Genomic DNA, 22,463 nt, shown 5'->3' on the forward strand with positions numbered 1-22,463 from the left:
AGGCTGACAAGGGCTTATCACCTTGGGTCGTCCGGTCGGGCGCGTCCTTGGAATGTCTGTCCCGCGCCGTTCGGGCATCGGCAAGGGTGCCCCTCACTCGGTGCGGATTGCCCGCTCATTCCCGCTCTGGTATGAGCGCGAAGGAGCGGGCCCCTGTCCACCGGGGGCACGAAGCTGTTGCACGTCTCTTGAACAGCCTTCATTTTGGTCGCGGGCTTCGGGCCCCTTCATCGCTGGAACAGTACGCCATGGTCAGTCCCACCCCTTCGAAGCATGCGCTTGCCTCCCGCCTGGCGGATTTCGCCACGGTGCCGGAAGCGATCGAATACGCCGCCCGTGGGGAGACCGGCCTGAATTTCTATTCCGGCAAGGGGGAACTGACCGAAGCGCTGTCCTACAGCCGCCTTTACGAACAGGCGCAGGCCCTGGCCCGCCGCATGCTGGCCAAAGGGCTGGTGAAGGGGGACCGCGTCGCCATCATCGCGGAGAGCGATGGCGATTTCATGCGTGCCTTCGCCGCCTGCCAGTTCGCGGGCCTGGTGCCGGCCCCCATGCCGCTGCCGGCTGCCTTTGGGGGCAAGGACGCCTATATTGAGCATGTGCGCCGCATGATCCAGGTGGCCGATGCCGCCGCGGCCCTGTCCCCCGTGTCCCTGGCCGACTGGCTGGCGCTGGCGGCCGACGGGCTGGGCCTGAAGGCTGTCGGCACGCTGGCCGTGTTCGATGATGTGGATGGCGAAGGTATTGCCCTGCCGGCGGTCACGCCGGACGATCTCTGCTATCTGCAATTCTCCTCGGGCAGCACGCGCTTTCCCATGGGGGTGGCCGTCACCCAGCGCGCGCTGATGGCCAATGCCTATGCCATCACCCATTACGGGCTGAAGATCACGGGCGACGACCGCTGCATCTCCTGGCTGCCGCTGTACCATGACATGGGGCTGGTCGGGTTCCTGCTGACCCCGCTGGTCTGTCAGGTGTCGATCGACTATCTGCCGACGCGGGAATTCGCCCGCCGTCCGCTGCTGTGGCTGAACATCATTTCCCGCAATGGCGGCACCCTGTCCTACAGCCCCAGCTTCGGCTATGAGCTGGCGGCGCGCCGGGCGGAGACGGCGTCGACGGACGGTATCGACCTGTCCACCTGGCGCGGGGCCGGCATCGGCGGCGACATGGTGCGTCCGCGCGTCCTGCGCAAGTTCGCGGAGACCTTTGCCGGGCGCGGGTTCCGCGCCGAGGCGCTGGTGCCGTCCTATGGCATGGCGGAGGCGTCGCTGGCCCTGTCCTTCGCCCCGCTGGACACGGGCCTGATCACCGATCTGGTCGACCTGGACAAGCTGGAAGAAGAGGCCGTGGCTGTGCCGCCGGGCCCGGACACGCAGCGGTCGCGCGAATTCGTGCTGAATGGCCCCGTGCTGCCCGGCCATGCGCTGGAAGTGCGCGACCCGGAAGGCAAGGTGCTGGCCGAAAAGCAGGTCGGCCGCATTTTCGCGCGCGGTCCCTCCCTGATGCGGGAATATTTCAACCGGCCGGAGGAGACGGACGCGGTTCTGTCCGCCGATGGCTGGCTGGACACGGGCGACCTGGGCTATCTCTGCGGTGGTCAGATCGTCATTACCGGCCGCGCCAAGGACCTGATCCTGGTCAATGGCCGAAATATCTGGCCGCAGGACCTGGAATGGTCGGCCGAACATGCGGTGGAATCCCTGCGCAGCGGTGACGTCGTTGCCTTCTCCGTCGATGGCGACGGGGGAGAGCAGGTGGTGGTACTGGTCCAGTGCCGCCCGACGCAGGAAGACGCGCGTACCGCGCTGGCCCAGCAGGTGCAGGGCGTGCTGCGTGCGGCCCACGGGCTGGAGGTGAAGGTGGTGCTGGTGCCGACCCATTCGCTGCCCCAGACCTCGTCCGGCAAGCTGAGCCGGACCAAGGCCCGGCAGATGTACCTGGCCGGCGAATTCGGCGTTACGGCCTGACATGGCGCTGGCCGCCATCACCGGTGGCACGGGCTTCCTGGGTCGCTACATCGTGGCCGCCCTGCATCGCGCCGGCTATGCCGTGCGTATGCTGGTCCGTCAGGACCCGGTGCATCCGCTCTTGTCCGATGTGCGGCCGGAACTGGTGCTGGGCGACCTGCGGGACGACGCGGCGCTGGTCCGGCTGGTGACGGGGGCTGATGTCGTTATCCATGTCGCCGGCCTGATCAAGGCCGCCCGTCGCGACGACTTTTTCCGCGTGAACGAGGGCGGGTCGGCGGCATTGGGCCGGGCCGTGGCGGCGCATGCGCCGGGCGCCCGGCTGCTGATCGTGTCCAGCCAGGCGGCGACCCAGCCGCATCTGTCCCATTATGCCGCCAGCAAGCAGGCCGGGGAGGAAGCGGCGCTGGCCGCTTATGGCGGGGATGACTGGGTCATCGTGCGCCCGCCCGCCATCTATGGCCCCTGGGACCGGGAGACCCTGTCGCTGTTCCAGGCGGCGGCGGGGCCGGTCGTGCCGGTATTGGGTGGCGCCGACGCGCGACTGGCCATGATCCACGCCTTGGATGCCGCCGAGGCCATTGCGGCGCTGGCGGCACCTGGCGGCCCGCGCGGACAGCGCTATGGGCTGTGTGACGGTCTGGTTGGTGGATACGATTGGGAAACCCTGCTGGACGTGGCATCGCAGGCTGTCGGCCACCGCGCCCTCCGCCTGCCTGTGCCGGCGGCGCTGATCCGTCTGGTCGGCCTGTGCGGCAGCGCCTATGCCGGCGTTACCGGCAAGCCTGTCATGCTGACCCTGCCCAAAACGCGGGAGATTACCCACGCCGACTGGTCTGTCGCGTCGCAGCAATTGCCGCCTGAATCGCTGTGGAAGCCGCGAATTCCGCTCCGCGTCGGGTTCGAGGAGACGGCGAACTGGTACCGGAACCAGGGCTGGATATAGCGATCAGCCCACCAAATCGCTTCAAACTGTTGCGAAATTGCCCGTGGCTGTGTCATCTGTCACAGGTGTTCCATGCGTTTTGTGGTTTGTTCTTGCATCCTTGGGCGTTGCAATTACCTTACCGGAACGTGACGCTTTTTTGGTCGATGCCGGGGGGCACCGGCATCGCATGGCAACAACGACCTACAACACCTGTAGACTGATCCCTGGGGCACTTTTATGACCACCGACGTCAACGCAATCGTCGAAGTAATTATTGCTGCCCTTGGGCCTACCCTGCCGACGCCGGTCACCATCACGACGGAGACCAGCATTACGCGCGATCTTGGCCTGGACAGCTTGGCCGTTATGGATTTCGTGATGGTGCTGGAAGACAAATTCGACATCTCGATCCCGCTGGAGCGGATTGCTGAGGTCGAAACCATCGGCGACCTGGCCAGGACCATACTGGAACTCCGGGGGCGCGCCTAAAACATGACGATACTTGCGAAATACACCCAGCTCCGCGAGCACTACCACAAGATCGCCGGCGCTGGCCGCGACCCGTTCACGGTCCGCTTCGACCAGATCCTGTCGCCGACGGAAGGTGTGCTGAAGGGGCGGCGAACCGTCCTTCTGGGCACCAACAACTATCTGGGCCTGACCTTCGACAAAAGCTGCATCGACAAGGGTGTCGAAGCGCTGATCGAACAGGGCACGGGCACCACCGGCTCGCGCATTGCGAATGGCAGCTACAGCGGCCATGCCGATCTGGAAGTGGAACTGGCAAAGTTCTACGGCCGTGAGAACTGCATGGTTTTCACGACCGGCTATCAAGCGAACCTGGGCATCATCTCCACGCTGGTCGGCAAGGATGACATCCTGGTCATCGACAGCGACAGCCATGCCAGCATCTATGACGCCGCCAAGATGACGGCCGGCCAGGTTGTGCGCTTCCGCCACAACGACCCGGACGATCTGAACAAGCGTCTGCGCCGTCTGGCCGACCATCCCGGCAACAAGCTGGTGGTGGTGGAGGGCGTCTATTCCATGCTGGGCGACATTGCCCCGCTGAAGGAATTCGCCCAGGTCAAGCGCGAGAACGGCGTCTATCTGCTGGTCGATGAAGCCCATTCCATGGGCGTGCTGGGCGAGACCGGTCGCGGTCTGGCGCAGGAAGTCGGCGTGGAAGAGGATGTGGACTTCATCGTCGGCACCTTCTCCAAGAGCCTGGGCGCTGTCGGTGGCTTCTGCGTGTCTGATCTGCCCGACTTTGACGTGCTGCGGGTGGCCTGCCGCCCCTACATGTTCACGGCTTCGCTGCCGCCGTCGGTCATCGCCACGTCCCTGCAGGCGCTGAAGCGCATGCAGGAGGAGCCGGGCCTGCGCAACAAGCTGAACGCCAATTCCCGCCGCCTGTATGAAGGGCTGCGCAACCTGGGCTTCCAGGTCGGTCCCGATGTGAACCCCATCGTGGCTGTGTCGCTGCCGTCCAAGGAACTGGCCATCACCTTCTGGAACCTGCTGCTGGAAGCCGGCCTGTACCTGAACCTGGCGCTGCCGCCGGCCACGCCGAACAGCCTGTCGCTGCTGCGCACCAGCGTCAGCGCCGCGCACACGACGCAGCAGATCGATTTTGCCGTCGAACAGTTCGCCAAGGTCGGTCGTCAGCTGGGTGTGCTGCCGGCGCTGGTTCAGGCAGCCGAGTAATTACGCCCCCGGGCATGAATGAAGCCCCGCGGATGCCGGAAGGTGTCCGCGGGGTTTTTCATTTTCCGGCTCGCCACAGGGTCGCCAGCCAGTTCTGCCGGTGGCGCGGCAGCCCTTCCGGCCGGCGCCATTCTTCAACCAGGGTGAAACCCGCGGCCCGCATGCTCGCCTTCCAGACCTGCGGGCGGCGGAAGGCCAGGTGGCGGCCATCATCGGCCAGCCCTTCCATCCCGTCCCCCGTCGGATCGCAGGCATAAAAACAGCCCCCGGGCCGCAGCCAGGATCGCACCCGGCTCAGGATGACGGGCAGGGCGGGACTGGGCAGGTGGAAGAACAGATGATGTGCCCAGATGCCGTCGAAGCTGGCCGCCGGCCAGGGGACGGGGGCTGGCGACAGCAAGTCGATGACATGCACGGGAAAGCCGGTGGCCTGCCGGGCCAGGGCCGCCAGAGGGGCCGCGCCATCGACACCGGTGACCGTACAGCCGGCATCGCGGAACCCGACCATGTCCCGCCCCACCCCACAGCCCAGGTCCAGGATAGCGGCATCGTCACGGCCGACAGCCGTCAGGAAACGATGACGCGCCGCGGCGCTGTCATGGTCGGCCAGAAGATCGGCATAAAGCGACGCGTGAGCGACATAATGGGCCAGCGTCGGGTTCGCAGGCCCGCGCGTCACCGGATGGCCCCCATCTGCCTCAGCTTCCACAGGATGCCGGGGGCGGCCAGGATGGGGTGACGCCGCTGCCAGGGCGACAGGTCAAGCCGTACGCCCGAATGCCGATGCAGCTTCCATAGCAGGTAGTCGACCCCGCCCTGGAAGGTGAATGCCGCCTTCACCAGCCGGGCGATGTTCAAAACCTTGCCCAGCCGCCGACGCAGGTCCCAGCCATGCAGGGCGTTCTGACGTTCATCGGCCGTCAGCAGCGGTCGGACCTGCCCATCCGCCAGATCCTGGAACGGGACGCGGCCGGCGGCCCAGGCGGGCGACAGCAGCCCCGCATAGCGATCGGCGGCATGGTCGACCAGACTGACCCCGCGTGATGCCTTCTCCACCCGCAGTTCGGCGGCATAGGTGGCCTTGAACAGGGCTTCCCAGAAATCCCGCGGCGCCCCTGCACCCGGGCCCAGCAGGGCGGCCCAGCGGGCAGCGCTGGTCACGGCCTTGGCCACGGCATGCAGGGTGGCGTCGCGGGCGGCATCGTCACGGGCGAAGGCCAGCATCACGGGCTGGGTAAAGCGCGCCCAGATCGTGGTGTCCAGACTGTCGAAACGGGTGGCGTGCGCGAACTGGTCCAGGCCCATCACTGCGACCTTGCCGCGCAGCGTGTGGCCCTGCCAGGGCACTTCCCAATATTCCACGCTGGGCGGCAGCAGGCGGGTGGCGGCTGCCAGCGGCCGGCTGTTCCGCCAGGGCAGCAACCGGTCCAGCAGGACATAGAAATCCAGCACCCCTTCGGTATCGCCCGACCGCAGGTTGGAGCCGTAGAACAGCACGGAAGCGACGTTGGCGCCGCCATGGTCCACCAGGGCCTGCACCAAAGCCGCCGCCGGGCCCGGCAGGTCGGCATCCCATTCGGCACGGATCAGGTCGAGAAGCAGAGGAGGGGTCACGGCTGGACGAATTCGATATGGTCGCGGGCCGACAGGATGACACGACCGGCCGGGTACGTCTCCCCGTCCATGATCAGCGGCCGCGTCAGGCGCAGTTCGATCCGGTCGGCCCCGCCGGAATTGTAGCTGTCACCCCGCCGCATGGCGTTGCTGGGCCGGCCCGTCATCAGCCGGGGCAGGGCGCAGAGCAGACCGGGTGGGCGGGCGGCCACATCCAGATAGCGCAAGGGCCTGTCACCATGGTCCCAGAAGGGCCACAGGCCCATGATCAGCTTGTCCAGCGTCGTCGCCAGGAACAGGAAGCGGTTGCCGTCACGCATGGGGGCGGCATCGCAGGCGGCGCCGAAATCCTCCCCCGCCAGCCACCCATGCTGGTCATTGCCGACCAGGGCCCGGCCCAGCACGCCGGCCATGGTCAGGGCCACTGCGATTTCCTGCGTGAAGCCGGCCTTGTGGATGGCGGCATTGGCCAGGTCGGTGCCGCGCGTGAAGGCACCAGCCCCCATGAACATGCCGCGCACATCGGTGTGTTCGCCATCGGGCCAATGCAGGTTCAGCACGGGGCGCACCGTCGTGCGCTGGCCCAGCGTGCCGGTTTTCACAGCCTGCACCAGCAGGTTCAACCCCTTGCGGCCATAGCCGGTGGTGCCGACATCGGCCGCGATCAGGTTGGTCTTGCCGGCCGCCAGGATGGCCAGCTTGGGCGGTGTGTCACCATAGGCGGCGGGCAGGGCCGTCAGCACGTCGCGCACGGTGCCGTCGCCACCATCGACGCAGAGGATATCAACCCCGCCTTCGCGGAAATCGGCCAGGGTCTCGGCCAGTTCCTGCGGCGTGGCCGGTTCGGCGAAATAGAAGCCCAGCATGGCCGCGGCCTGTGCCGCCTTGTCGCCGCCACCGCCCTTGTTACGCTGGCTGTAGGGATTACGGATGAGACCGAGACGCGCCATTCGGATCAGACCGCCGCACATGAGAAAACAAGGTCGCGCCCCTTCGGCGCGACCGCGACGGTCAATGCCACAGCCGCGCGGGTAGCGGCTGTGATCCAGCACAAATTGCGGCCCTGTCGCCGCACGGGGACGAGTCGTGGCTGCTTTGCGGTAACGGGAAGGCGGCAGGACAAGATGGGAACCGTAACGGACAGGATTTCTGGCCCGACTACATACAGGAGAGACGTCCCCTTTGCCTATGGCCTGTGCCGCATTGTAGCGTGGCGCCCATGCGACCCTTCCGCTTTGCCCATCTGTCTGATCCGCACCTGCCGCTGGAGCCCGACCGTCCGCATGGGATGGAATGGCTGTCCAAGCGCACGCTCAGCTATCTGTCCTGGCGGCGCAAGCGCCGCCACGCCCATCAGCCGGTCATGCTGGACGCCATCATCGCCGATATAAGGGCGCAAGGGGTGGACCATTGGGCCGTGACGGGGGATATCGCCAATATTTCCCTGCCGGGGGAGTTCCGGCGGGGCGCGGTCTGGCTGGACAGCCTGGGGCCGGCAGCCGATGTCAGCCTGGTGCCCGGCAACCATGACGCCATGGTCGACATGAAGGCGACAGACGGGCTGGATCACTGGGCGGCGCAGATGCGGGGCGACGGGCGGGATACCGTGGCCTTCCCCTATCTGCGCCTGCGCGGACCCGTCGCCTTCATCGGGGCCAACAGTGGTGTGCCGACGCCGATCGGGCTGGCCCAGGGACGCCTGGGGGCCGAACAGCTGGAAAGGCTGGGTGACCTGCTGGCGGATGCCGGCCGGTCTGGCCTGTTCCGCGTGCTGATGGTGCATCACCCGGTGGCCGACGGGGTGGTGCGGGCGCGCAAGGGCCTGACCGACCGGGCGGCGCTGCGCGCCTTGCTGGCCCGGACGGGGGCGGAAATGCTGCTGCACGGCCACGCCCATGTCGCCAACCTGTCGATGGTGAAGGGCCCCCTGGGGCCGATCCCCAGCCTGACCGTGCCGTCTGCATCAGCCATTGGGCGCGGCCATGACATGCCCGCGCGCTGGCACCTTGTGACGGTGGACACAGACGCCGCCGGCTGGCAGGTGCAGGTGGAGGTGCGGGGCGCTGCTTGCCGCGGCGCTCCCGTCACGGCGCTGGGGGGCTGGTCGCTGCATCTACCCCGCACCGGTGGCTGAGGCCGCGTTGCCACCGGTGTGCTTTCTCTCTACAGTGCGCGCTTCGCCGATTGATATATGCCCGCCATGACCATCCACGCCGACAGCGCCATCTTGCCGAATTTCGCGTGCGCGGCCGTCGCCGCGTTGGAGTCCGATGGATATTGCCCCATGGCGGTTTCAATGCGCAGCCTTTGGGTGGCCCTGTCGTGACCGGTTCGCCCCTGCCGGCCGAACGCCGGGAAAAACTGAACAGCACGCGACTGATCGACCGCTACATCCTGGCAGAGACGACGAAGCCGCTGGTGGCCTCCGTCATCGTGGTGCTGATCGCGCTGCTGATGGAACGGCTGCTGCGCCTGTTTGATCTGCTGGCCAACCATGGCGGGCCGTTCGACATGGTGGTCCGGCTGATCGCCAATCTGGTGCCGCATTATCTGGGGCTGGCGCTGCCGGCGGCCTTCTTCATCTCCATGTTCATCGTTGTCGCCCGCATGGGAGAGGATAATGAACTGGATGCGCTGCAGACGGCGGGATTGTCGGTGCCGCGCATCGCCCGGTCGTTCCTGGTGCTGGGTTTCGGGCTGATGGTGTTTTCCATCATCCTGTTCGGCTATTTGCAGCCCTTCGGCCGCTACGGCTACAGCGCCATCTATCATATGGTGGTCAATGCCGCCTGGGATGCGACGGTGCCGGAGGGCACTTTCGTCGATGCCGGTGACGGCATCACCATCAGCGCCGATTTCGTGGATTTCACCGGCCGCCGCCTGTCGAAAGTGTTTGTGCAGCAGGATCGCGACAATGGCGAGAAATGGGTGACCACGGCGGTCGCCGGCACGCTGGCGGCCACCGACGACCGGGCGCGCGTGCTGCTGACCCTGCACCAGGGCATTCAGGTGCGCATGATCCCCGATGGCCGCCGGCAGGTGGTGGAGTTCACCGAGCTGAAGCTGGACAAGCCGTTCAACATGGTCACGGAGCCGTTCCGCGACCGCGGTGGCAGCGAGCGGGAACTGACCATCACCGAACTGTGGTCGGAAATGCACGACCCGCAATCGATCCTGCCGCACGGCAAGCTGGAATCGGAGTTCCATGCGCGGCTGGCCCGCGCCGTGTCGCTGCCGCTGCTGCCGCTGCTGGCGGTCCCCATGGGCATGGCGGCCAAGCGGGCGCGGCGCGGGCAGGGCATCGCCTTGGCCACCTTCATCCTGATCGTCTATCACCATCTGATCCAGATGGGCGAAAGCCTGGGCGATGTCGGCCGCGTTCCGCCCGTCATCGGCATATGGGTGCCCTTTGCCCTGTTCTGCGCGCTGTGCGCCTGGTTGTTCCACCGTGCCGATGTGCGGCCGGGCGAGAACCCGTTCGCCGCCATGTTTGACGCCATCGACAGCGCCACCAGCCAATTGGTGCGGCTGTTGCCCAGGCGCCGCAAGTCGGGGGGGAAGCAGCCATGAATCGCGGCACCATCACCGGCTATCTGACCCGAACCTTTCTGACCCGCGTGCTGTCGGTTCTGCTGGCGCTGTCGGCGCTGCTGCAATTGCTGGATCTGCTGGACGCGGCCAGCACGGTGCTGGAACGCGGGCTGGGTGCTGGCGGTCTGCTGGAATATACGGCCCTGCGCCTGCCGCTGGTGGTGGAACGGGTCGTGCCGCTGGCGGTCCTGATCGGGTCCCTGTCGACCTTGTGGAGTTTCGCGTCCACCAACGAGATCGTCGCCATGCGATCTGTCGGCATGACGCCCTACCAGATCATGGGCGGGCTGTTGCCCGCGGCGCTGGCCGTGGCGCTGGGGCACTTCATCCTGGGCGACCAGATCGCACCACGGGCAGAGCGCACCTTCCTCTCCTGGTGGGCGGCGACCACCCCGCCGGCCGACAAGGCCGGCGATGACGATGACAAGCCCAAGCCCGTCTGGTTCCGTCTGGGCGATCATGTCGTCCGCATCGGCACCATCGCCGAAGACGGCAAAAGCTTTCAGTCGCTGGAGATGGTGGCCCGCGATCAGCGCGGATTGGCGACCGACCTGGTTTCCGCTACACGCGGTGACCATGGTCCCGATGGCTGGCGCATCTATGACGTGTCGCGCACCCATCTGGGCGATCCGGTCCGGATGAGCCATGACGACGTTCTGAACTGGGACATGGACCTGTCGCCCAACAACATGATCGAACTGCGCAAGCCGACGGAGAACATCTCCTTCCAGCGGCTGCTGCGGATCGTGCGCGGTACCTGGGCCGGCGGCGAAAGCCCCGCCTTCTACGCCACGCGGCTGCATTCCACCTATGCGGCCCCGCTGGCGTCGCTGGTCATGCTGCTGCTGGCGGCGCCAGTGGCCCATGGCATGCGCCGCCGCGGCGGGGCCATGGGCAGCCTAGCGCTGGGCACGGCTGTCGGCCTGTGCTTTCTGCTGATTTCCGGTATCCTGGGGGCCATGGGACAGGCGGGGACGCTGCCGCCGCTGATCGCGGTCTGGGGTCCGCTGGTGTTCTTCGCTGCCGTTGGCGGGGCCATCATGATCCATATCGAGGAATAGGGACCGCCCGGCGGGGCGGACCGGGGCGATACGATGTCGCAAAGCCGGTAATGCCCTTGAAGGCGGACCGGACGGGTTCTAATTTGACGTCACGATGACGCGCGGCGACAAGGCCGCCCGCATCGGCTTTCGGAATGGGAAAGGATTGGGGCATGTGGGGCGATGCCTGGCGCGGTCGCAGCTATGACCTCGGCAAGATGAATTTGCGGGAACTGGCCTTTGCCTATTCCACGTACCCGGCCATCCAGGTCTATGCGCTGCTGGCGTTGCTGTCGGCCGTGCTGGCGGCTGCATGGGTGGAAAGCTGGGGGCGGCTGGCCGTTGTGGTGCTGCTGACCTCGGTTATCTATCCGTTCGCCTGGTATGGCATCCACCGCTATATCCTGCACGGGCGCTGGCTCTATCGCATGAAATGGTCGGCCACGCTGTGGAAGCGCATCCATTTCGACCATCACCAGGACCCGCACAAGCTGGAAGTACTGTTCGGCAGCCTGGTCAACACCCTGCCCACGATAGCACTGGTCAGCGTTCCCGTGGGCTGGCTGGTCGACGGTCCGGCCGGTGGTGCCGCCGCCCTGGCAGCCGGGCTGGTCAATACCTGCATCTATGAATTCTTCCACTGCATTCAGCACCTGAACTACAAGCCCCGCTGGGCTTGGGTGGCGCGGATCAAGCAGCTGCACCTCTATCACCATTTCCATAATGAGGATGGGAACTACGGCATCATCGCCTACGGCCCCGACATGCTGTTCAACAGCTATTACGCGGAAGCCCGGCAGAAGCCGCGCAGCCCGACCGTGTTCAACCTGGGCTATGACCTGGAAGAGGCCGAGCGCTATCCCTGGGTCATGCAGGCCACCGGCGCGCCGCCGCGCGACAGGCCGCCGCGCCCGCCCGCCCAGAATGGTGGTGATGGCGTGAAGGCTGCGTCTTGACCGCGCGCCAGGGCGGGGACGCCAGCATCCGCATCGAACAGGTCGTGCCCGGTACCAAGGGTGTGGACCGTTTCATCGCCTTGCAATACCGGCTGCATCAGGGCGATCCCAATTGGGTTCCGCCGCTCTATCTGGAGCGGCAGGAGACCCTGTCGCCCAAGCTGAACCCCTATTTCCAGCATGCCGATGTCATGTTCTTCCTGGCCCTGCGCGGGGAGAAGGTGGTCGGGCGCATTTCGGCGCAGATCGATCGCGCCGGCCTGGCCATCCGCAACGATGCCGTGGGTCATTTTGGCCTGCTGGCGGCGGAGGATGACCAGGAGGTTATCGATGCCCTGTTCGCCGCCGCCGCCGACTGGCTGCGCGAGCGTGGCATGGTGCGCATGGTTGGCCCCTTCAACCTGTCCATCAATGAGGAGACGGGCCTGCTGGTCGATGGCTGGGACCGGCCGCCCATGCTGTTGATGGGCCATGACCGCGCCTATCTGGGGCCGCGGATCGAAGGGGCGGGCCTGACCAAGGCCAAGGATGTCTTCGCCTATCTCATCGATATCGACCGCGACCTGCCCAAGTCCGTGCGCCAGATGATCGAACGGCCCCTGCCGGCGACGCTGACCCTGCGCATGCTGGACATGAAGCGTTACGACGCGGATCTGGCGAATATCACCTCCATCTTCAACAACGCCTGGGCCGGCAACTGGGGCTTCGTCCCCTTGTCGGAAGCCGAAACCAAGCAGATGGCGAAGTCCCTGAAGCCGCTGATCAATCCGCGGCTGGTCTGGATCGCGGAGGTGGAAGGGCGGCCCGTGGCCTTCGGCGTCTGCCTGCCTAACCTGAACGAAGCCATCCGGGATCTGGGGGGCAAGCTGCTGCCCTTTGGCCTGTTCAAGATGCTGTGGCGGTTGAAGGTGAAGGGCGTGAAGACGGCGCGGGTGCCCCTGATGGGGGTGCGCCGCGATGTCGGCGGCTGGCAGCAGGCCATCCTGCCCTTCCTGATCGTGGACAGCATGCGCCGGGAGGCGAAGGCGCTGGGCTACGAATGGATCGAACTGTCCTGGATTCTGGAAGATAATCTGCCGATGCGCCGCATTATCGAGAGCATCGGTTCCTCGCGCTACAAGACCTACCGGCTGTACGAAAAGGCGATCTGACCATGGCGGCGGCGGGGCAGGGGATGGCGGTGCTGGTCCTGGCCGGCTCCCGCGGGCCGGACGACCCGGTGGCGAAGCTGGCCGGCGTCAGCCACAAGGCCTTTGCCCCCATGGCCGGGGTGCCCATGCTGGTCCGTGTGGTCAGGGCCCTGACGGCGTCGCCAACGGTCGGGACCATCCATATCGCCATCGAACGGCCTGAACTGGTGGAACAGCATCCAGAACTGGGGCTGCTGCTGGCGGGCGGACGGCTGGCCCTGCTGCCGGCGGAGGGCAGCCCCAGCCGTACCGTGTCGGCGGCATTGGAAAGGCTGGGTACGCCGCTGTTCGTAACAACGGCCGACCATGCCCTGCTGCGCCCGGAATGGGTGGAATATTTCCTGTCGCATCTGCCCGATGGCAGCGATGTCTGTGTCGCCCTGGCGCGTGACCATGTTGTGCAGGCCGCGGTCCCGGAAACGCAGCGCACCTATCTGCGCTTTGCCGACGGGGCCTTTTCCGGATGCAACATGTTTGCCTTCCGCACAGCCGCATCGGCCAGTGTGGCGCAGACCTGGCGGCAGGTGGAGGCACAGCGCAAGCATCCGTTGCGCATGATCCGCCTGCTGGGCCCCCTGTCCATTCTGCGTTTTCTGCTGGGTCGGCTGACCCTTGCTGCCGCATTGGATCGGCTGGGCCGGTTGACCGGCGCCCGGGCGGCCGTCGTGGAGATGCCGTTCGGTCTGGCGGCCGTCGATGTGGACAAGGCTGCGGATATGGAACTGGTGGAACGGCTGCTGTCCGACGTTTGACCGCCGTCGCGTGAGGGTGGATCAAACGAAGGCGGCACTGCTGGCAACGGGGTTGGTGATCAGCCCTTCGACCACCTGCAGGCCCTGTTCCAGCTGGCTGACCCGGTCCACGCCCATCAGGCAGATGCGGATGGCATTCTGCACCTCTCCCCGCCCCACGCCGAAGGCATCGGCTGGCGTGACCTTCACCCCGCGTTCCAGGGCGCCACGCACCAGTTCATCCCGGCGCACATGGTCGGGCAAGGGCAGCCACATATGGGTGACGGCCGGGTCGGACAGGGAAAGATCCATGCCGCACAGGGCGCGCCGTGCTGCCGCCTGCCGCTCGGCCACCATCTGCCGGCGACGCTGGGCGATGCGTCCGGCTTCGCCGCTGTCGATCAGTTCGGCCGCCACGACCGTGCCCAGATGGGCCGGTGTCAGCACGGTGGCGCGCAAGACCGTGGCCATGCGATCGAACAGCGGGCGCGGCCCCACGACATAACCCGTACGCAGGCCTGGAAACAGGGATTTGGACAGGCTGCTGACATAGATCGTCACGTCGGGCGCCAGGCTGTACAGCGTGGCGGGGGTCGGCTGTTTCAGGAAGCCATAGACATCATCTTCGATGATCATCACGCCCATGCGATGCGCCACATCCACCAGGGCGCGGCGGCGTTCCGGCGACAGGGTGATGGTGGTGGGGTTCTGCAAGGTCGGCATGCAGTAGAGCGCATGCGCGCCGTGGGCGCGGGCTGCCTGTTCCACGGCGTCCGGCAGCAGACCTTCGGCGTCCATGGCCACGGGGATCAGGCGCAAACCCAGATGCAGCGCCAGGGCGCGCAGCCCGGGATATGTGAGCTGTTCGACCAGCAGCGTGTCACCCGGCCGCGTTACGGCCGCCAGCGCCACCTGCATCGCACCCTGACCGCCGGCGGCCAGCAGCACCTGATCGGCCGTGACATGCATGTTGGCGCTGTCGCCCAGCCAGTCGGCGATGGCGCCGCGCAGGCGAGGATGGCCCAGCGGCGTCTGGTAGGACATCAGGTTGGGCAGGTCCGGCCATTGCGCCACAGCCATGGTGGCGGTCGACAGGGCGCTCGCGTCCTGCCACAGGGCGGTCGCGTTGACCGACAGGTCGATCAGGCCCTGGGGCGCGCCCGACAGGCTGCCCCCTGCTTCCACCGCGGGGTCGGTCAGGCGCCGCGGATCGCGCACGAAGGTGCCGCGCCCCACCTCTCCGCCGATTAGCCCCTGGCGCTCGGCTTCCTGATAGGCACGGGTGATGGTGCCCACGGTCACCTTCAGGTCCCAGGCCAGGTCGCGATGGGTGGGCAGGCGCGTGCCGGGTGGCAGCGTGCCATTGCCGATATCCTCGGCCAGAGCCGTGGCGATGGCCCGGTAGAGCGGACCCGGCCGCCCGTCAATGCGAGGGCGCCAGCGGGTGATGGCGGGCTCATTCATGCGACTTGTCCCTGCAAGGGTCAGGATTGTCATCAATGCAATGCTGACAATCCTGACCCTGACGCTTAATTGTCTCGATCCTATTCCGCCTGCACGTCCGGCGCAAGACTTCTAACGGACGTAATGGGGACAATTCCGGACATGGCTGGTGACAATCGCGATTGTCACCCTGGCAAGAGGGGGTGTGATGGATACTGGTCTTCTGGAACCCTTGGCAGCACTGGCGGCCTATTGCATCGCCACGTCCGTCACGCCCGGCCCCAACAACATGATCCTGGCAGCCAGCGGGGCGACCTTCGGCTTCCGCCGCACCCTGCCCAACATGGGCGGGATCGTCGCCGGCTTCGGCACGCTGGTGCTGCTGGCCGGTGTCGGCGGCGAGGCCGTGATGAGGGCGGTTCCCCTGCTGGAACAGGGGCTGAAATATGCTGGCATGGCCTATATGCTTTATCTGGCTTGGAAAATCGCCACCGCTGGCCGACCCGAAGCGGGATCGCGGGCCAGGCCCTTGAGCTTCTGGCAGGCCGTTGCCTTCCAGTTCATCAACCCCAAAGGGCTGGCCATGGCCATTTCCGTCCATGCCATTTTCCGCATGCCGCAACTGGGCGAATGGGGCAGCATCCTGACCATCACCGCCATGTTCATCTTTGTCGGCATGCCCTGTACCCTGGTCTGGGTGCTGTTCGGCCAGGCCATGGGGCGTTGGCTGCGCGATGATCTGCATCTGCGCCTGTTCAACGGTGCGCTGGGGCTGGCGACGGCGGCATCGGCCCTGCTTCTGCTGTAACTTGTCATCGGTACAAGTTGGCGTATTGACCCTATATTGTGTCGATTGTACCCGTACTTGTCTCGCATCGCCACAGGGTGCGACAGCAGGAGGGGCCGATGCCCGACATGGAAGTTACCTACGCCGTAGAAGCGCGGCTGCGCACAGCAGAATTCATCGACGTGCTGAAGCGCTCCGGTCTGGCTGAACGCCGCCCTGTCGATGATCCCGCCCGCATCGAGTCCATGCTGCGCCATGCCAATCTGATGGTGACGGCGCGGGCGGGCCGCCTGCTGGTCGGTGTCGCCCGCTCGGTCACCGATTTCGCCTTCTGCTGCTATCTGTCCGACCTGGCCGTGGACAAGGCGTTTCAGGGACGGGGCATCGGCAAGCGGCTGATGGTGGAAACCCGCGATGCCGCGTCACGCGACGTTACGCCGGGCCGCTGGCCCGTGCGCTGCCTGTTGCTGTCGGCGCCGGGGGCCATGACCTACTACCCGCAGGCCGGGCTGGCCCCGCTGGACAACGCCTTCGACTTTACGGCGCTGTGATCGCCCCCGCGCCGTCCATTGCGATCTGGAACCCTGGAGATCCTTATGCGCCTGCCGCTTTATCAGGTCGACGCCTTCACCGATACGCTGTTCGGCGGCAATCCGGCAGCCATTGTTCCGCTGGAACAATGGCTGCCGGATGCGGTGATGCAGTCGATCGCCGCCGAGAATAATCTGGCGGAGACCGCCTTCTTTGTCCGTGACGGGGAGGCCTGGTTCATCCGCTGGTTCACACCGGTCAACGAGATCGATCTCTGCGGCCATGCCACCCTGGCTTCAGCCTTCATCATCCGCAATTTCATCGACCGGGACGCCAACCGGATCGTGTTTCGGACCAAGGTGGCCGGGGAATTGCGCGTCGACCATGCCGACGGTCTGTACACCCTGGATTTTCCGACGCGCGCGCCGCAGCCGGCGGAGGTCCACCCCGATCTGCTGAAGGCCCTGGGCGGCCCGACGCCCGAGCGGGTGCTGGCGGCCAGGGACTGGTTCGTCGTCTACAAGGATGCCGCCACGGTGCAAGCCCTGGCGCCCGACATGTCGCTGCTGTCCGGTGTGGGCCGCATGGTCATCGTCACGGGACCGGGAGAAGGGGGTGTCGATTTCGTCTCCCGATTCTTCGCGCCCATGGACGGCATTCCGGAAGACCCCGTGACGGGTTCCGCCCATTGTACCCTGATCCCCTATTGGGCGGATCGGTTGGGCCGGACGGCGCTGGAGGCGCGGCAGGTGTCGGCGCGCGGCGGTACCTTGCACTGCCGGCTGCTGGGCGACCGCGTGCATATCGCCGGCCGCGCTGTCCTGTATCTGGAAGGCACCATCCAGGTTCCCGTCGCCTGACCGACAGGGGGAGTCCCATGCCCACCATCGCCATCATCGCTTTTGACGGTTTCACCGACATCGACCTGTTCATGCCCTGGGATCTGTTGAACCGGCCGCTTCAGGCCGGGCGGCTGCCCCCTGATCAATGGCGCGTGCGCCTTCTGGGCACGGCGGATCAGCATGTCTCCCGCACTGGCCTGCCGGTCGCCATGCATGGCCCGGTGGAGGAGGCCGCGGCCGCCGACGCGGTGATGTTCACCAGTGGCAGCGTCACCCGCGCCCTGCATCGTGATACCGCCTATCTGGCCCGTCTGGCGGGGCTGGACCCCGACCGGCAATTGCTGGCCGCGCAATGTTCCGGATCGCTGATCCTGGCAGCACTGGGGCATTTGCGCGGGCGCCGGGCAACGACCTATGCCTGGCCCGACGCCATCGGTCGTCTGCGCGATCTGGGGGCCATCCATGTCGATGACGGATTGGTGGTGGACGGCAATATCGGCACGGCCGCCGGGTGCATGGCCAACCTGGACCTGGTCCGCTGGATGGTCGACAGGTTGGCCGGACCGGAACTGGCCGCCATGGTTGCAGAGGAAGTGGCCGTGAACGGGCGGGAGGGGGCTGCGTGATGGATGCCGGTCTTTTTCATCTGCCCGTGCCCCCGGCGGTCGTCGCGGGCTTTGCGGCCCTGTGTCTGGGCATGGCGCTGACGCCCGGACCCAACATGGCCTATCTGGTCTCCCGTTCCATCTGCCAGGGACGGATGGCCGGGTTGATGTCGTTGGCCGGGGTCGGGGTCGGCTTCTGTATCTTCCTGATGCTGACCGTGCTGGGTCTGACGGCCGTGCTGGCCGCCCTGCCGCTGGCCTTCACGGCCATCCGCTGGGCCGGTGCGGCCTATCTGGGCTGGCTGGCCTGGAACGCGCTGCGCCCCGGCGGCCAGTCCCCTTTCCAGGTGCGCGACCTGCCGCCGGATGGACGCTTGCGCCTGTTCACCATGGGTCTGGTCACCAACCTGCTGAACCCCAAGGCCGTGCTTTTGTACCTGTCGCTGCTGCCGCAGTTCATCGACCCCGCGCGCGGGTCGGTCCTGGTGCAGGGGCTGTTGCTGGGCACCCTGCAGATCGGCATCAGCATGACGGTGAACGGCACCTTCATCCTGATTGCCGGCACCTTTGCCCGCTTCCTTGCCACCCGACCCTTCTGGGCGCGGGCGCAGAGGCTGGTGATGGGGTCGGTTCTGGCGGGGCTGGCCGCCCACATGGCCGTGAGCCGCTGATCAAGGAGCAGGAAAATGCATCAGGCCCATTGGGAAGTGCGGCGGGAGGACGGGTATCTGATCTCCTCCGATCCGTCGCGGCTGGATTTCGATGTGATCCATCCAGCCCTGGCTGCCAGCTACTGGTCGCCGGGAATCGCTCGCGAGAAAGTGGAGCGCGCCGCGCGTCATTCCGTTGCCATCGGGCTCTATGATTTCAATTGTTTCCAAATCGGCTATTGCCGGGTGGTTACCGATCACACCAGCTTCGGTTATTTGGCTGATGTCTGGGTGGACGAGGGACGGCGCGGAAAAGGGCTCGGCAAGTTCCTGGTCAGCACGGTCGTTGAACGGCCGGAATGGGCCGGTTTGCGCCGATTCCTGCTGTTCACGGCTGATGCGCACGGCCTGTACCAGCAATATGGCTTCCGGGCTCTTGATCAACCAGAGCGTGCCATGTGGCGGCCCCCTATTGCCTGATTTGTCCAGTGTTTGTGCGCGTGGGGATTGTATTTTTGGCCTATGCCTTTCGTAATAACATCCTCAGCCGTTATTACACTGTTTACCCCGGATGGAGAATTGAGCAAGATGGCCGTGCTTGCAGATCACCCGGCCCTTGGCGTCGGCCGCCACCCGGTGACTGGCACGTCGGACGGTTATTTCCTGAGCCTTGGCCTGTGGACAAACAGAAACTCATCGGCACCGTCCAGACGGTCTACGAACTCCATAGTTTTCACGGCGACATCTGGCTCGTCGTAAGGGAGTCGCCTGACCTGCGTCAACTGGAGCCGTCGGCGGCGATGCTGGTCCAGCGCGCCGAGGTGGACGGCATCCGGCTTGTCCGCCGTTCCGACTATAGGGACCATGAATTCAGCACGACGGTGACCATGGTCAAGCGCCTGCGCAGCGGTGTGCAGGAGGCGGACCCGCTGGCACGCGCCAATCCCGGTCGCGATGCCTCCTGGTGCGACAAGCCGGAAGACCTGATGGGGGACGTGCAGCGCCAGATCTTCCGCACCTTCTTTGCCAAATATCTGGATGAAAAGCGGCTGACCCCGCTGGAACTCCTGACCTACGAGGTGCATGCCCGCGCCCTGGATGGCGCCGGGACCACGGTGCAGGGAGCGCTGCAGCGCGTGGCCTCGGTGCAGGTGCGCGGCACCAAGCAGACGGCCGTCGCCCGCATGAAGGAACTGATGTCGATTGCCGATAACGGCCTGTCCGCGCTGGTCAAGGCTGCGAAGGGCAATCCGCCGGCCCGCATCGGGGATGGCGGCCTGCTGGCCGTGGCGGACGGCTACAAGGGACCGGCGGACGGGCTGGCCGGCTATCTCTACCGGGCCGTGGCGGCCCATCTGGCCGATGCCAAGGGCTGGGTGGAAAAGCTGGATCGGCTGTTCCTGCTCTACACGCCCGAACTGTCCGTGCGGGAAATGCGCATCCTGGACAGTCTGGCCGCAGAGCTTCTGGCCTCGCCCCTGGCGCTGAAGGAATTGGCCGGCAAGGAGCGCCTGCGTCTGGAACTGGTGTTGAACGCCATCGACCTTTATGTCGGCAATCTGGCCGGGGACGGGGGCGAGGAGCAGCCAGCGGGCGTGAAGGCCCTGTCCATGCTGTTGTCCGAAGGCGTGCTGCCGCGCACCATGGCGGAACTGCGCATGGGCCTGCTGCGGCATCTGCATTCCCGCCTGCCGTTGCGCAGCGACCGGGGCATCCGGGATGAGATGGAAGCGACCGTGGAGGTCATCACCTATCTGCGCAAGCATGCCCCCCTGCTGGCCCGGGACGAGGAGGTGCTGGAAGCATTGGCGCAGCGCGCCGACCGGTTGATCCAGCCCGAGTCCATGTCGGAACTGATCGGCCCCATCCGCAGCGCCGTGGCGAAGGCCGAAACCGTGCTGTCGCTTGCCGAAACGGCGCCGGGCGACGCGCCCAAGGCCAAGATCGCGACATATCTGCGCAGCCTGATCGTGCCGGAGGATTTCATCCGCGAGGTCGGTAACCGCATGGAAGCCATCAAGACGCTGGGCACCATGTCCCGGCGCATCGTCATGTCCGGCATGCCGGCCGCGCCGAAGCGGGAGATGGCTGAGATCCTCGACAGCGCTATCTTCGACAGCATCCGTACGGAAATCCTGGCCAACCAGGCCATGAACTATACCGACCGTATCCTGGCCATCGTGCGCCTGTGTGGCGGGCTGCCGGAGGGCAGGGCACGGCAATTGGCGGCCGACCAGTTGGCCCAGGCGTTGAAGCGCCCGGAATTCATCCTGAATTATCTGGAACGCTTTGTCGGCGCCAATGAACGGCGCGACGCCTATTTCAAGCTGTGCAATGCCATGCTGGAGTCGGGCCTGGTGGATAAGTCGCTGCTGCCGATGGGGTAAAGGCATGGCCGAGGCCGCCCGGCACCTGAGGGAACCGTAGCCCAGCCGCCGGATGACGGCGCCCGGCGTCTGAGTGCACAGCACGCAGCGAAACAATATTTCCCCTGCGCGCTTCGCAGAGCAGAAATCTGATCCGCGCACAGCGATGCCCCATTGACGGGCATCTGCCCAATCAATAGCTTCGGCGGCGGGTCACACCCCCCCAACGGGGTGCTACTATTCTGGAAGGAATAGCCATAATGGCTGCGCCGAAGCCGGGCAATCGCCCCGCCAATCCGCAATTCTCGTCCGGTCCCTGCGCCAAGCGCCCCGGATGGACGATCGAAGCCCTGAAGGGCGCCCTGACGGGCCGTTCGCACCGCTCCAAGCCCGGCAAGGCCAAGCTGGAGCAGGTGATTACCCTCTCCAAGGAAATTCTGGGCATCCCCGCCGATTACCGGCTGGGCATTGTTCCCGCCTCTGACACGGGCGCCGTTGAAATGGCGCTGTGGTCGTTGCTGGGTGCCCGTGGCGTCGACATGCTGGCCTGGGAATCTTTTGGCAAGGATTGGGTCACCGACGTCGTCAAACAGTTGAAGCTGACCGATGTCCGTCAGATGGTTGCCGGTTACGGCGCGCTGCCCGACCTCACCACCGTCGATTTCTCCCGCGATGTCGTCTTCACCTGGAACGGCACCACGTCGGGCGTCCGCGTTGCCAATGGTGACTGGATCGCTGCCGACCGCGAAGGCCTGACCATCTGCGACGCGACGTCCGCCGCGTTCGCCATGGACCTGCCCTGGGACAAGCTGGATGTCGTCACCTGGTCCTGGCAGAAGGTGCTGGGCGGTGAAGCGGCGCACGGCATGATCGCCCTGAGCCCCCGCGCCGTAGACCGGCTGCTGAACTACAAGCCGGCCTGGCCGCTGCCGAAGATTTTCCGCATGGCCAGCAATGGCAAGCTGTCGGAAGGCATCTTCAAGGGCGAGACGATCAACACCCCCTCGATGATCGCCGTGGAAGACGCGCTGGACGGCCTGAACTGGGCCAAGTCCGTGGGCGGTCTGGAAGGGCTGATCGGCCGGTCGGAAGCCAACCTGAAGGCCGTGGCCGACTGGGTTGCCAAGACCGACTGGGTCGATTTCCTGGCCGACAATGTGGAAAGCCGTTCCTGCACCTCCATCTGCCTGAAGATCGTCGACCCCTGGGCGACGGCGCAGCCGGCGGAAGCGCAGGCGGAAATCGCCAAGAAGCTGACCAGCCTGCTGGAAAAGGAAGGCGTGGCGCTGGACGCCGGGTCCTACCGCGATGCCCCGCCGGGCATCCGCATCTGGGGCGGCGCCACGGTCGAAAATGCCGACATCGTGGCCCTGCTGCCTTGGCTCGACTGGGCCTATGAAACGGTCAAGGCCGGCTGATTTCCTGATTGCCATTCCGGTTACGCGCTCTGTAAGCCGCCATCCTTATTGCCTTCCCCGCGAAAGCGGGGATCCAGGGGCCGCTTGAACCCAA

22 protein-coding genes are annotated in these 22,463 nt (G+C 65.9%); 18 read left to right on the top strand and 4 right to left on the bottom strand.

The annotated features are described in order from the left end of the window. Positions 1 to 248: 248 nt before the first annotated feature. The 4 genes from ACODTW_RS10050 to spt all read left to right on the top strand — a co-directional run bounded on the left by ACODTW_RS10050 (position 249) and on the right by spt (position 4,605). Positions 249 to 1,970 carry a fatty acyl-AMP ligase gene (locus tag ACODTW_RS10050; RefSeq protein WP_488945845.1) on the top strand — a complete coding sequence of 574 codons (1,722 nt, stop codon included), beginning with the start codon at positions 249 to 251 and terminating at the stop codon, positions 1,968 to 1,970. Between the two features lies 1 nt (position 1,971). After that, a complete protein-coding gene (locus ACODTW_RS10055; protein ID WP_488945846.1) occupies positions 1,972 to 2,916 on the top strand; it encodes an NAD-dependent epimerase/dehydratase family protein in 945 nt (314 codons plus the stop codon). A gap of 219 nt (positions 2,917 to 3,135) precedes the next feature. After that, positions 3,136 to 3,387 (top strand): acyl carrier protein, encoded by a 252-nt coding sequence (locus tag ACODTW_RS10060; RefSeq protein ID WP_488945847.1) that lies wholly within the window; start codon positions 3,136 to 3,138, stop codon positions 3,385 to 3,387. Between the two features lie 3 nt (positions 3,388 to 3,390). Further along, positions 3,391 to 4,605, top strand: coding sequence for a serine palmitoyltransferase (spt, locus tag ACODTW_RS10065; protein WP_488945848.1), 1,215 nt, complete (start codon positions 3,391 to 3,393; stop codon positions 4,603 to 4,605). 58 nt (positions 4,606 to 4,663) lie between these two features. On the opposite strand, the gene ACODTW_RS10070 is transcribed toward spt, so the two are convergent. Genes ACODTW_RS10070 through ACODTW_RS10080 form a run of 3 tightly spaced genes read right to left on the bottom strand, consistent with a single transcriptional unit; the run spans position 4,664 to position 7,169 of the window. Then, positions 4,664 to 5,284 (bottom strand): class I SAM-dependent methyltransferase, encoded by a 621-nt coding sequence (locus ACODTW_RS10070; protein ID WP_488945849.1) that lies wholly within the window; start codon positions 5,282 to 5,284, stop codon positions 4,664 to 4,666. Then, positions 5,281 to 6,219: a hypothetical protein gene (locus tag ACODTW_RS10075; RefSeq protein ID WP_488945850.1), complete on the bottom strand. Its 939-nt coding sequence runs from the start codon at positions 6,217 to 6,219 to the stop codon at positions 5,281 to 5,283. The genes ACODTW_RS10070 and ACODTW_RS10075 overlap by 4 nt, the downstream gene beginning before the upstream one ends. Further along, a complete protein-coding gene (locus ACODTW_RS10080; RefSeq protein ID WP_488945851.1) occupies positions 6,216 to 7,169 on the bottom strand; it encodes a diacylglycerol kinase family protein in 954 nt (317 codons plus the stop codon). The genes ACODTW_RS10075 and ACODTW_RS10080 overlap by 4 nt, the downstream gene beginning before the upstream one ends. 269 nt (positions 7,170 to 7,438) lie before the next feature. Here ACODTW_RS10080 and ACODTW_RS10085 point away from each other — a divergent pair, with 269 nt between their 5' ends. The 6 genes from ACODTW_RS10085 (at position 7,439) to ACODTW_RS10110 (ending at position 13,748) form a co-directional block, all read left to right on the top strand. After that, entirely contained in the window at positions 7,439 to 8,353 is a 915-nt protein-coding gene (locus tag ACODTW_RS10085) for a metallophosphoesterase family protein (RefSeq protein ID WP_488945852.1), read from the top strand. Positions 8,354 to 8,541: 188 nt separating this feature from the next. Further along, the gene (locus ACODTW_RS10090; RefSeq protein ID WP_488945853.1) at positions 8,542 to 9,789 is read left to right on the top strand and encodes an LptF/LptG family permease; all 1,248 of its coding nucleotides are present in this window, start codon (positions 8,542 to 8,544) and stop codon (positions 9,787 to 9,789) included. Continuing rightward, the gene (gene lptG, locus ACODTW_RS10095; protein ID WP_488945854.1) at positions 9,786 to 10,871 is read left to right on the top strand and encodes an LPS export ABC transporter permease LptG; all 1,086 of its coding nucleotides are present in this window, start codon (positions 9,786 to 9,788) and stop codon (positions 10,869 to 10,871) included. The genes ACODTW_RS10090 and lptG overlap by 4 nt, the downstream gene beginning before the upstream one ends. Positions 10,872 to 11,023: 152 nt before the next feature. After that, entirely contained in the window at positions 11,024 to 11,806 is a 783-nt protein-coding gene (locus tag ACODTW_RS10100; protein ID WP_488945855.1) for a sterol desaturase family protein, read from the top strand. Then, positions 11,803 to 12,957, top strand: a complete 1,155-nt coding sequence (locus tag ACODTW_RS10105; protein WP_488945856.1) for a dATP pyrophosphohydrolase — start codon at positions 11,803 to 11,805, stop codon at positions 12,955 to 12,957. Before ACODTW_RS10100 ends, ACODTW_RS10105 begins: the two co-directional genes overlap by 4 nt. 2 nt (positions 12,958 to 12,959) lie before the next feature. After that, complete coding sequence (locus ACODTW_RS10110) at positions 12,960 to 13,748, top strand: nucleotidyltransferase family protein (protein ID WP_488945857.1); 789 nt, start codon at positions 12,960 to 12,962, stop codon at positions 13,746 to 13,748. Positions 13,749 to 13,769: 21 nt separating this feature from the next. Here ACODTW_RS10110 and ACODTW_RS10115 read toward each other — a convergent pair whose 3' ends face one another. Then, on the bottom strand, positions 13,770 to 15,191 hold the full coding sequence (locus ACODTW_RS10115; protein WP_488945858.1) for an aminotransferase-like domain-containing protein: 1,422 nt from the start codon (positions 15,189 to 15,191) through the stop codon (positions 13,770 to 13,772). A 187-nt stretch (positions 15,192 to 15,378) separates the two neighbouring features. Between ACODTW_RS10115 and ACODTW_RS10120 the strand changes: the two genes are divergently transcribed. From ACODTW_RS10120 to ACODTW_RS10155, 8 genes are all read left to right on the top strand, one after another. After that, on the top strand, positions 15,379 to 15,978 hold the full coding sequence (locus ACODTW_RS10120) for a LysE family translocator (protein WP_488945859.1): 600 nt from the start codon (positions 15,379 to 15,381) through the stop codon (positions 15,976 to 15,978). A gap of 98 nt (positions 15,979 to 16,076) precedes the next feature. Beyond that, positions 16,077 to 16,508 (top strand): GNAT family N-acetyltransferase, encoded by a 432-nt coding sequence (locus tag ACODTW_RS10125; protein ID WP_488945860.1) that lies wholly within the window; start codon positions 16,077 to 16,079, stop codon positions 16,506 to 16,508. Between the two features lie 45 nt (positions 16,509 to 16,553). Beyond that, positions 16,554 to 17,348: a PhzF family phenazine biosynthesis protein gene (locus ACODTW_RS10130; RefSeq protein ID WP_488945861.1), complete on the top strand. Its 795-nt coding sequence runs from the start codon at positions 16,554 to 16,556 to the stop codon at positions 17,346 to 17,348. A 17-nt stretch (positions 17,349 to 17,365) separates the two neighbouring features. Further along, entirely contained in the window at positions 17,366 to 17,956 is a 591-nt protein-coding gene (locus ACODTW_RS10135; RefSeq protein WP_488945862.1) for a DJ-1/PfpI family protein, read from the top strand. Beyond that, on the top strand, positions 17,956 to 18,606 hold the full coding sequence (locus ACODTW_RS10140) for a LysE family translocator (RefSeq protein WP_488945863.1): 651 nt from the start codon (positions 17,956 to 17,958) through the stop codon (positions 18,604 to 18,606). Before ACODTW_RS10135 ends, ACODTW_RS10140 begins: the two co-directional genes overlap by 1 nt. Before the next feature lie 15 nt (positions 18,607 to 18,621). Then, entirely contained in the window at positions 18,622 to 19,065 is a 444-nt protein-coding gene (locus tag ACODTW_RS10145) for a GNAT family N-acetyltransferase (protein ID WP_488945864.1), read from the top strand. 320 nt (positions 19,066 to 19,385) lie between these two features. Next, positions 19,386 to 20,972 carry a hypothetical protein gene (locus ACODTW_RS10150; protein ID WP_488945866.1) on the top strand — a complete coding sequence of 529 codons (1,587 nt, stop codon included), beginning with the start codon at positions 19,386 to 19,388 and terminating at the stop codon, positions 20,970 to 20,972. A 239-nt stretch (positions 20,973 to 21,211) separates the two neighbouring features. After that, on the top strand, positions 21,212 to 22,369 hold the full coding sequence (locus ACODTW_RS10155) for a phosphoserine transaminase (protein ID WP_488945867.1): 1,158 nt from the start codon (positions 21,212 to 21,214) through the stop codon (positions 22,367 to 22,369). The last annotated feature ends 94 nt before the right edge of the window (positions 22,370 to 22,463 follow it).

Source organism: Niveispirillum sp. FG148 (genome assembly GCF_057809655.1).

Bases quoted from the DNA above. Each gene is read 5' to 3' on its own strand.
- ACODTW_RS10135 (WP_488945862.1), top strand. From the start codon at position 17,366: ATGCCCACCATCGCCATCATCGCTTTTGACGGTTTCACCGACATCGAC.
- ACODTW_RS10140 (WP_488945863.1), top strand. From the start codon at position 17,956: ATGGATGCCGGTCTTTTTCATCTGCCCGTGCCCCCGGCGGTCGTCGCG.
- ACODTW_RS10155 (WP_488945867.1), top strand. From the start codon at position 21,212: ATGGCTGCGCCGAAGCCGGGCAATCGCCCCGCCAATCCGCAATTCTCG.
- ACODTW_RS10130 (WP_488945861.1), top strand. From the start codon at position 16,554: ATGCGCCTGCCGCTTTATCAGGTCGACGCCTTCACCGATACGCTGTTC.
- ACODTW_RS10100 (WP_488945855.1), top strand. From the start codon at position 11,024: ATGTGGGGCGATGCCTGGCGCGGTCGCAGCTATGACCTCGGCAAGATG.
- ACODTW_RS10115 (WP_488945858.1), bottom strand. From the start codon at position 15,191: ATGAATGAGCCCGCCATCACCCGCTGGCGCCCTCGCATTGACGGGCGG.
- ACODTW_RS10085 (WP_488945852.1), top strand. From the start codon at position 7,439: ATGCGACCCTTCCGCTTTGCCCATCTGTCTGATCCGCACCTGCCGCTG.
- ACODTW_RS10145 (WP_488945864.1), top strand. From the start codon at position 18,622: ATGCATCAGGCCCATTGGGAAGTGCGGCGGGAGGACGGGTATCTGATC.
- ACODTW_RS10125 (WP_488945860.1), top strand. From the start codon at position 16,077: ATGCCCGACATGGAAGTTACCTACGCCGTAGAAGCGCGGCTGCGCACA.
- ACODTW_RS10120 (WP_488945859.1), top strand. From the start codon at position 15,379: ATGGATACTGGTCTTCTGGAACCCTTGGCAGCACTGGCGGCCTATTGC.
- ACODTW_RS10055 (WP_488945846.1), top strand. From the start codon at position 1,972: ATGGCGCTGGCCGCCATCACCGGTGGCACGGGCTTCCTGGGTCGCTAC.
- ACODTW_RS10110 (WP_488945857.1), top strand. From the start codon at position 12,960: ATGGCGGCGGCGGGGCAGGGGATGGCGGTGCTGGTCCTGGCCGGCTCC.
- ACODTW_RS10060 (WP_488945847.1), top strand. From the start codon at position 3,136: ATGACCACCGACGTCAACGCAATCGTCGAAGTAATTATTGCTGCCCTT.
- ACODTW_RS10050 (WP_488945845.1), top strand. From the start codon at position 249: ATGGTCAGTCCCACCCCTTCGAAGCATGCGCTTGCCTCCCGCCTGGCG.
- spt (WP_488945848.1), top strand. From the start codon at position 3,391: ATGACGATACTTGCGAAATACACCCAGCTCCGCGAGCACTACCACAAG.
- ACODTW_RS10080 (WP_488945851.1), bottom strand. From the start codon at position 7,169: ATGGCGCGTCTCGGTCTCATCCGTAATCCCTACAGCCAGCGTAACAAG.
- lptG (WP_488945854.1), top strand. From the start codon at position 9,786: ATGAATCGCGGCACCATCACCGGCTATCTGACCCGAACCTTTCTGACC.
- ACODTW_RS10150 (WP_488945866.1), top strand. From the start codon at position 19,386: ATGCTGGTCCAGCGCGCCGAGGTGGACGGCATCCGGCTTGTCCGCCGT.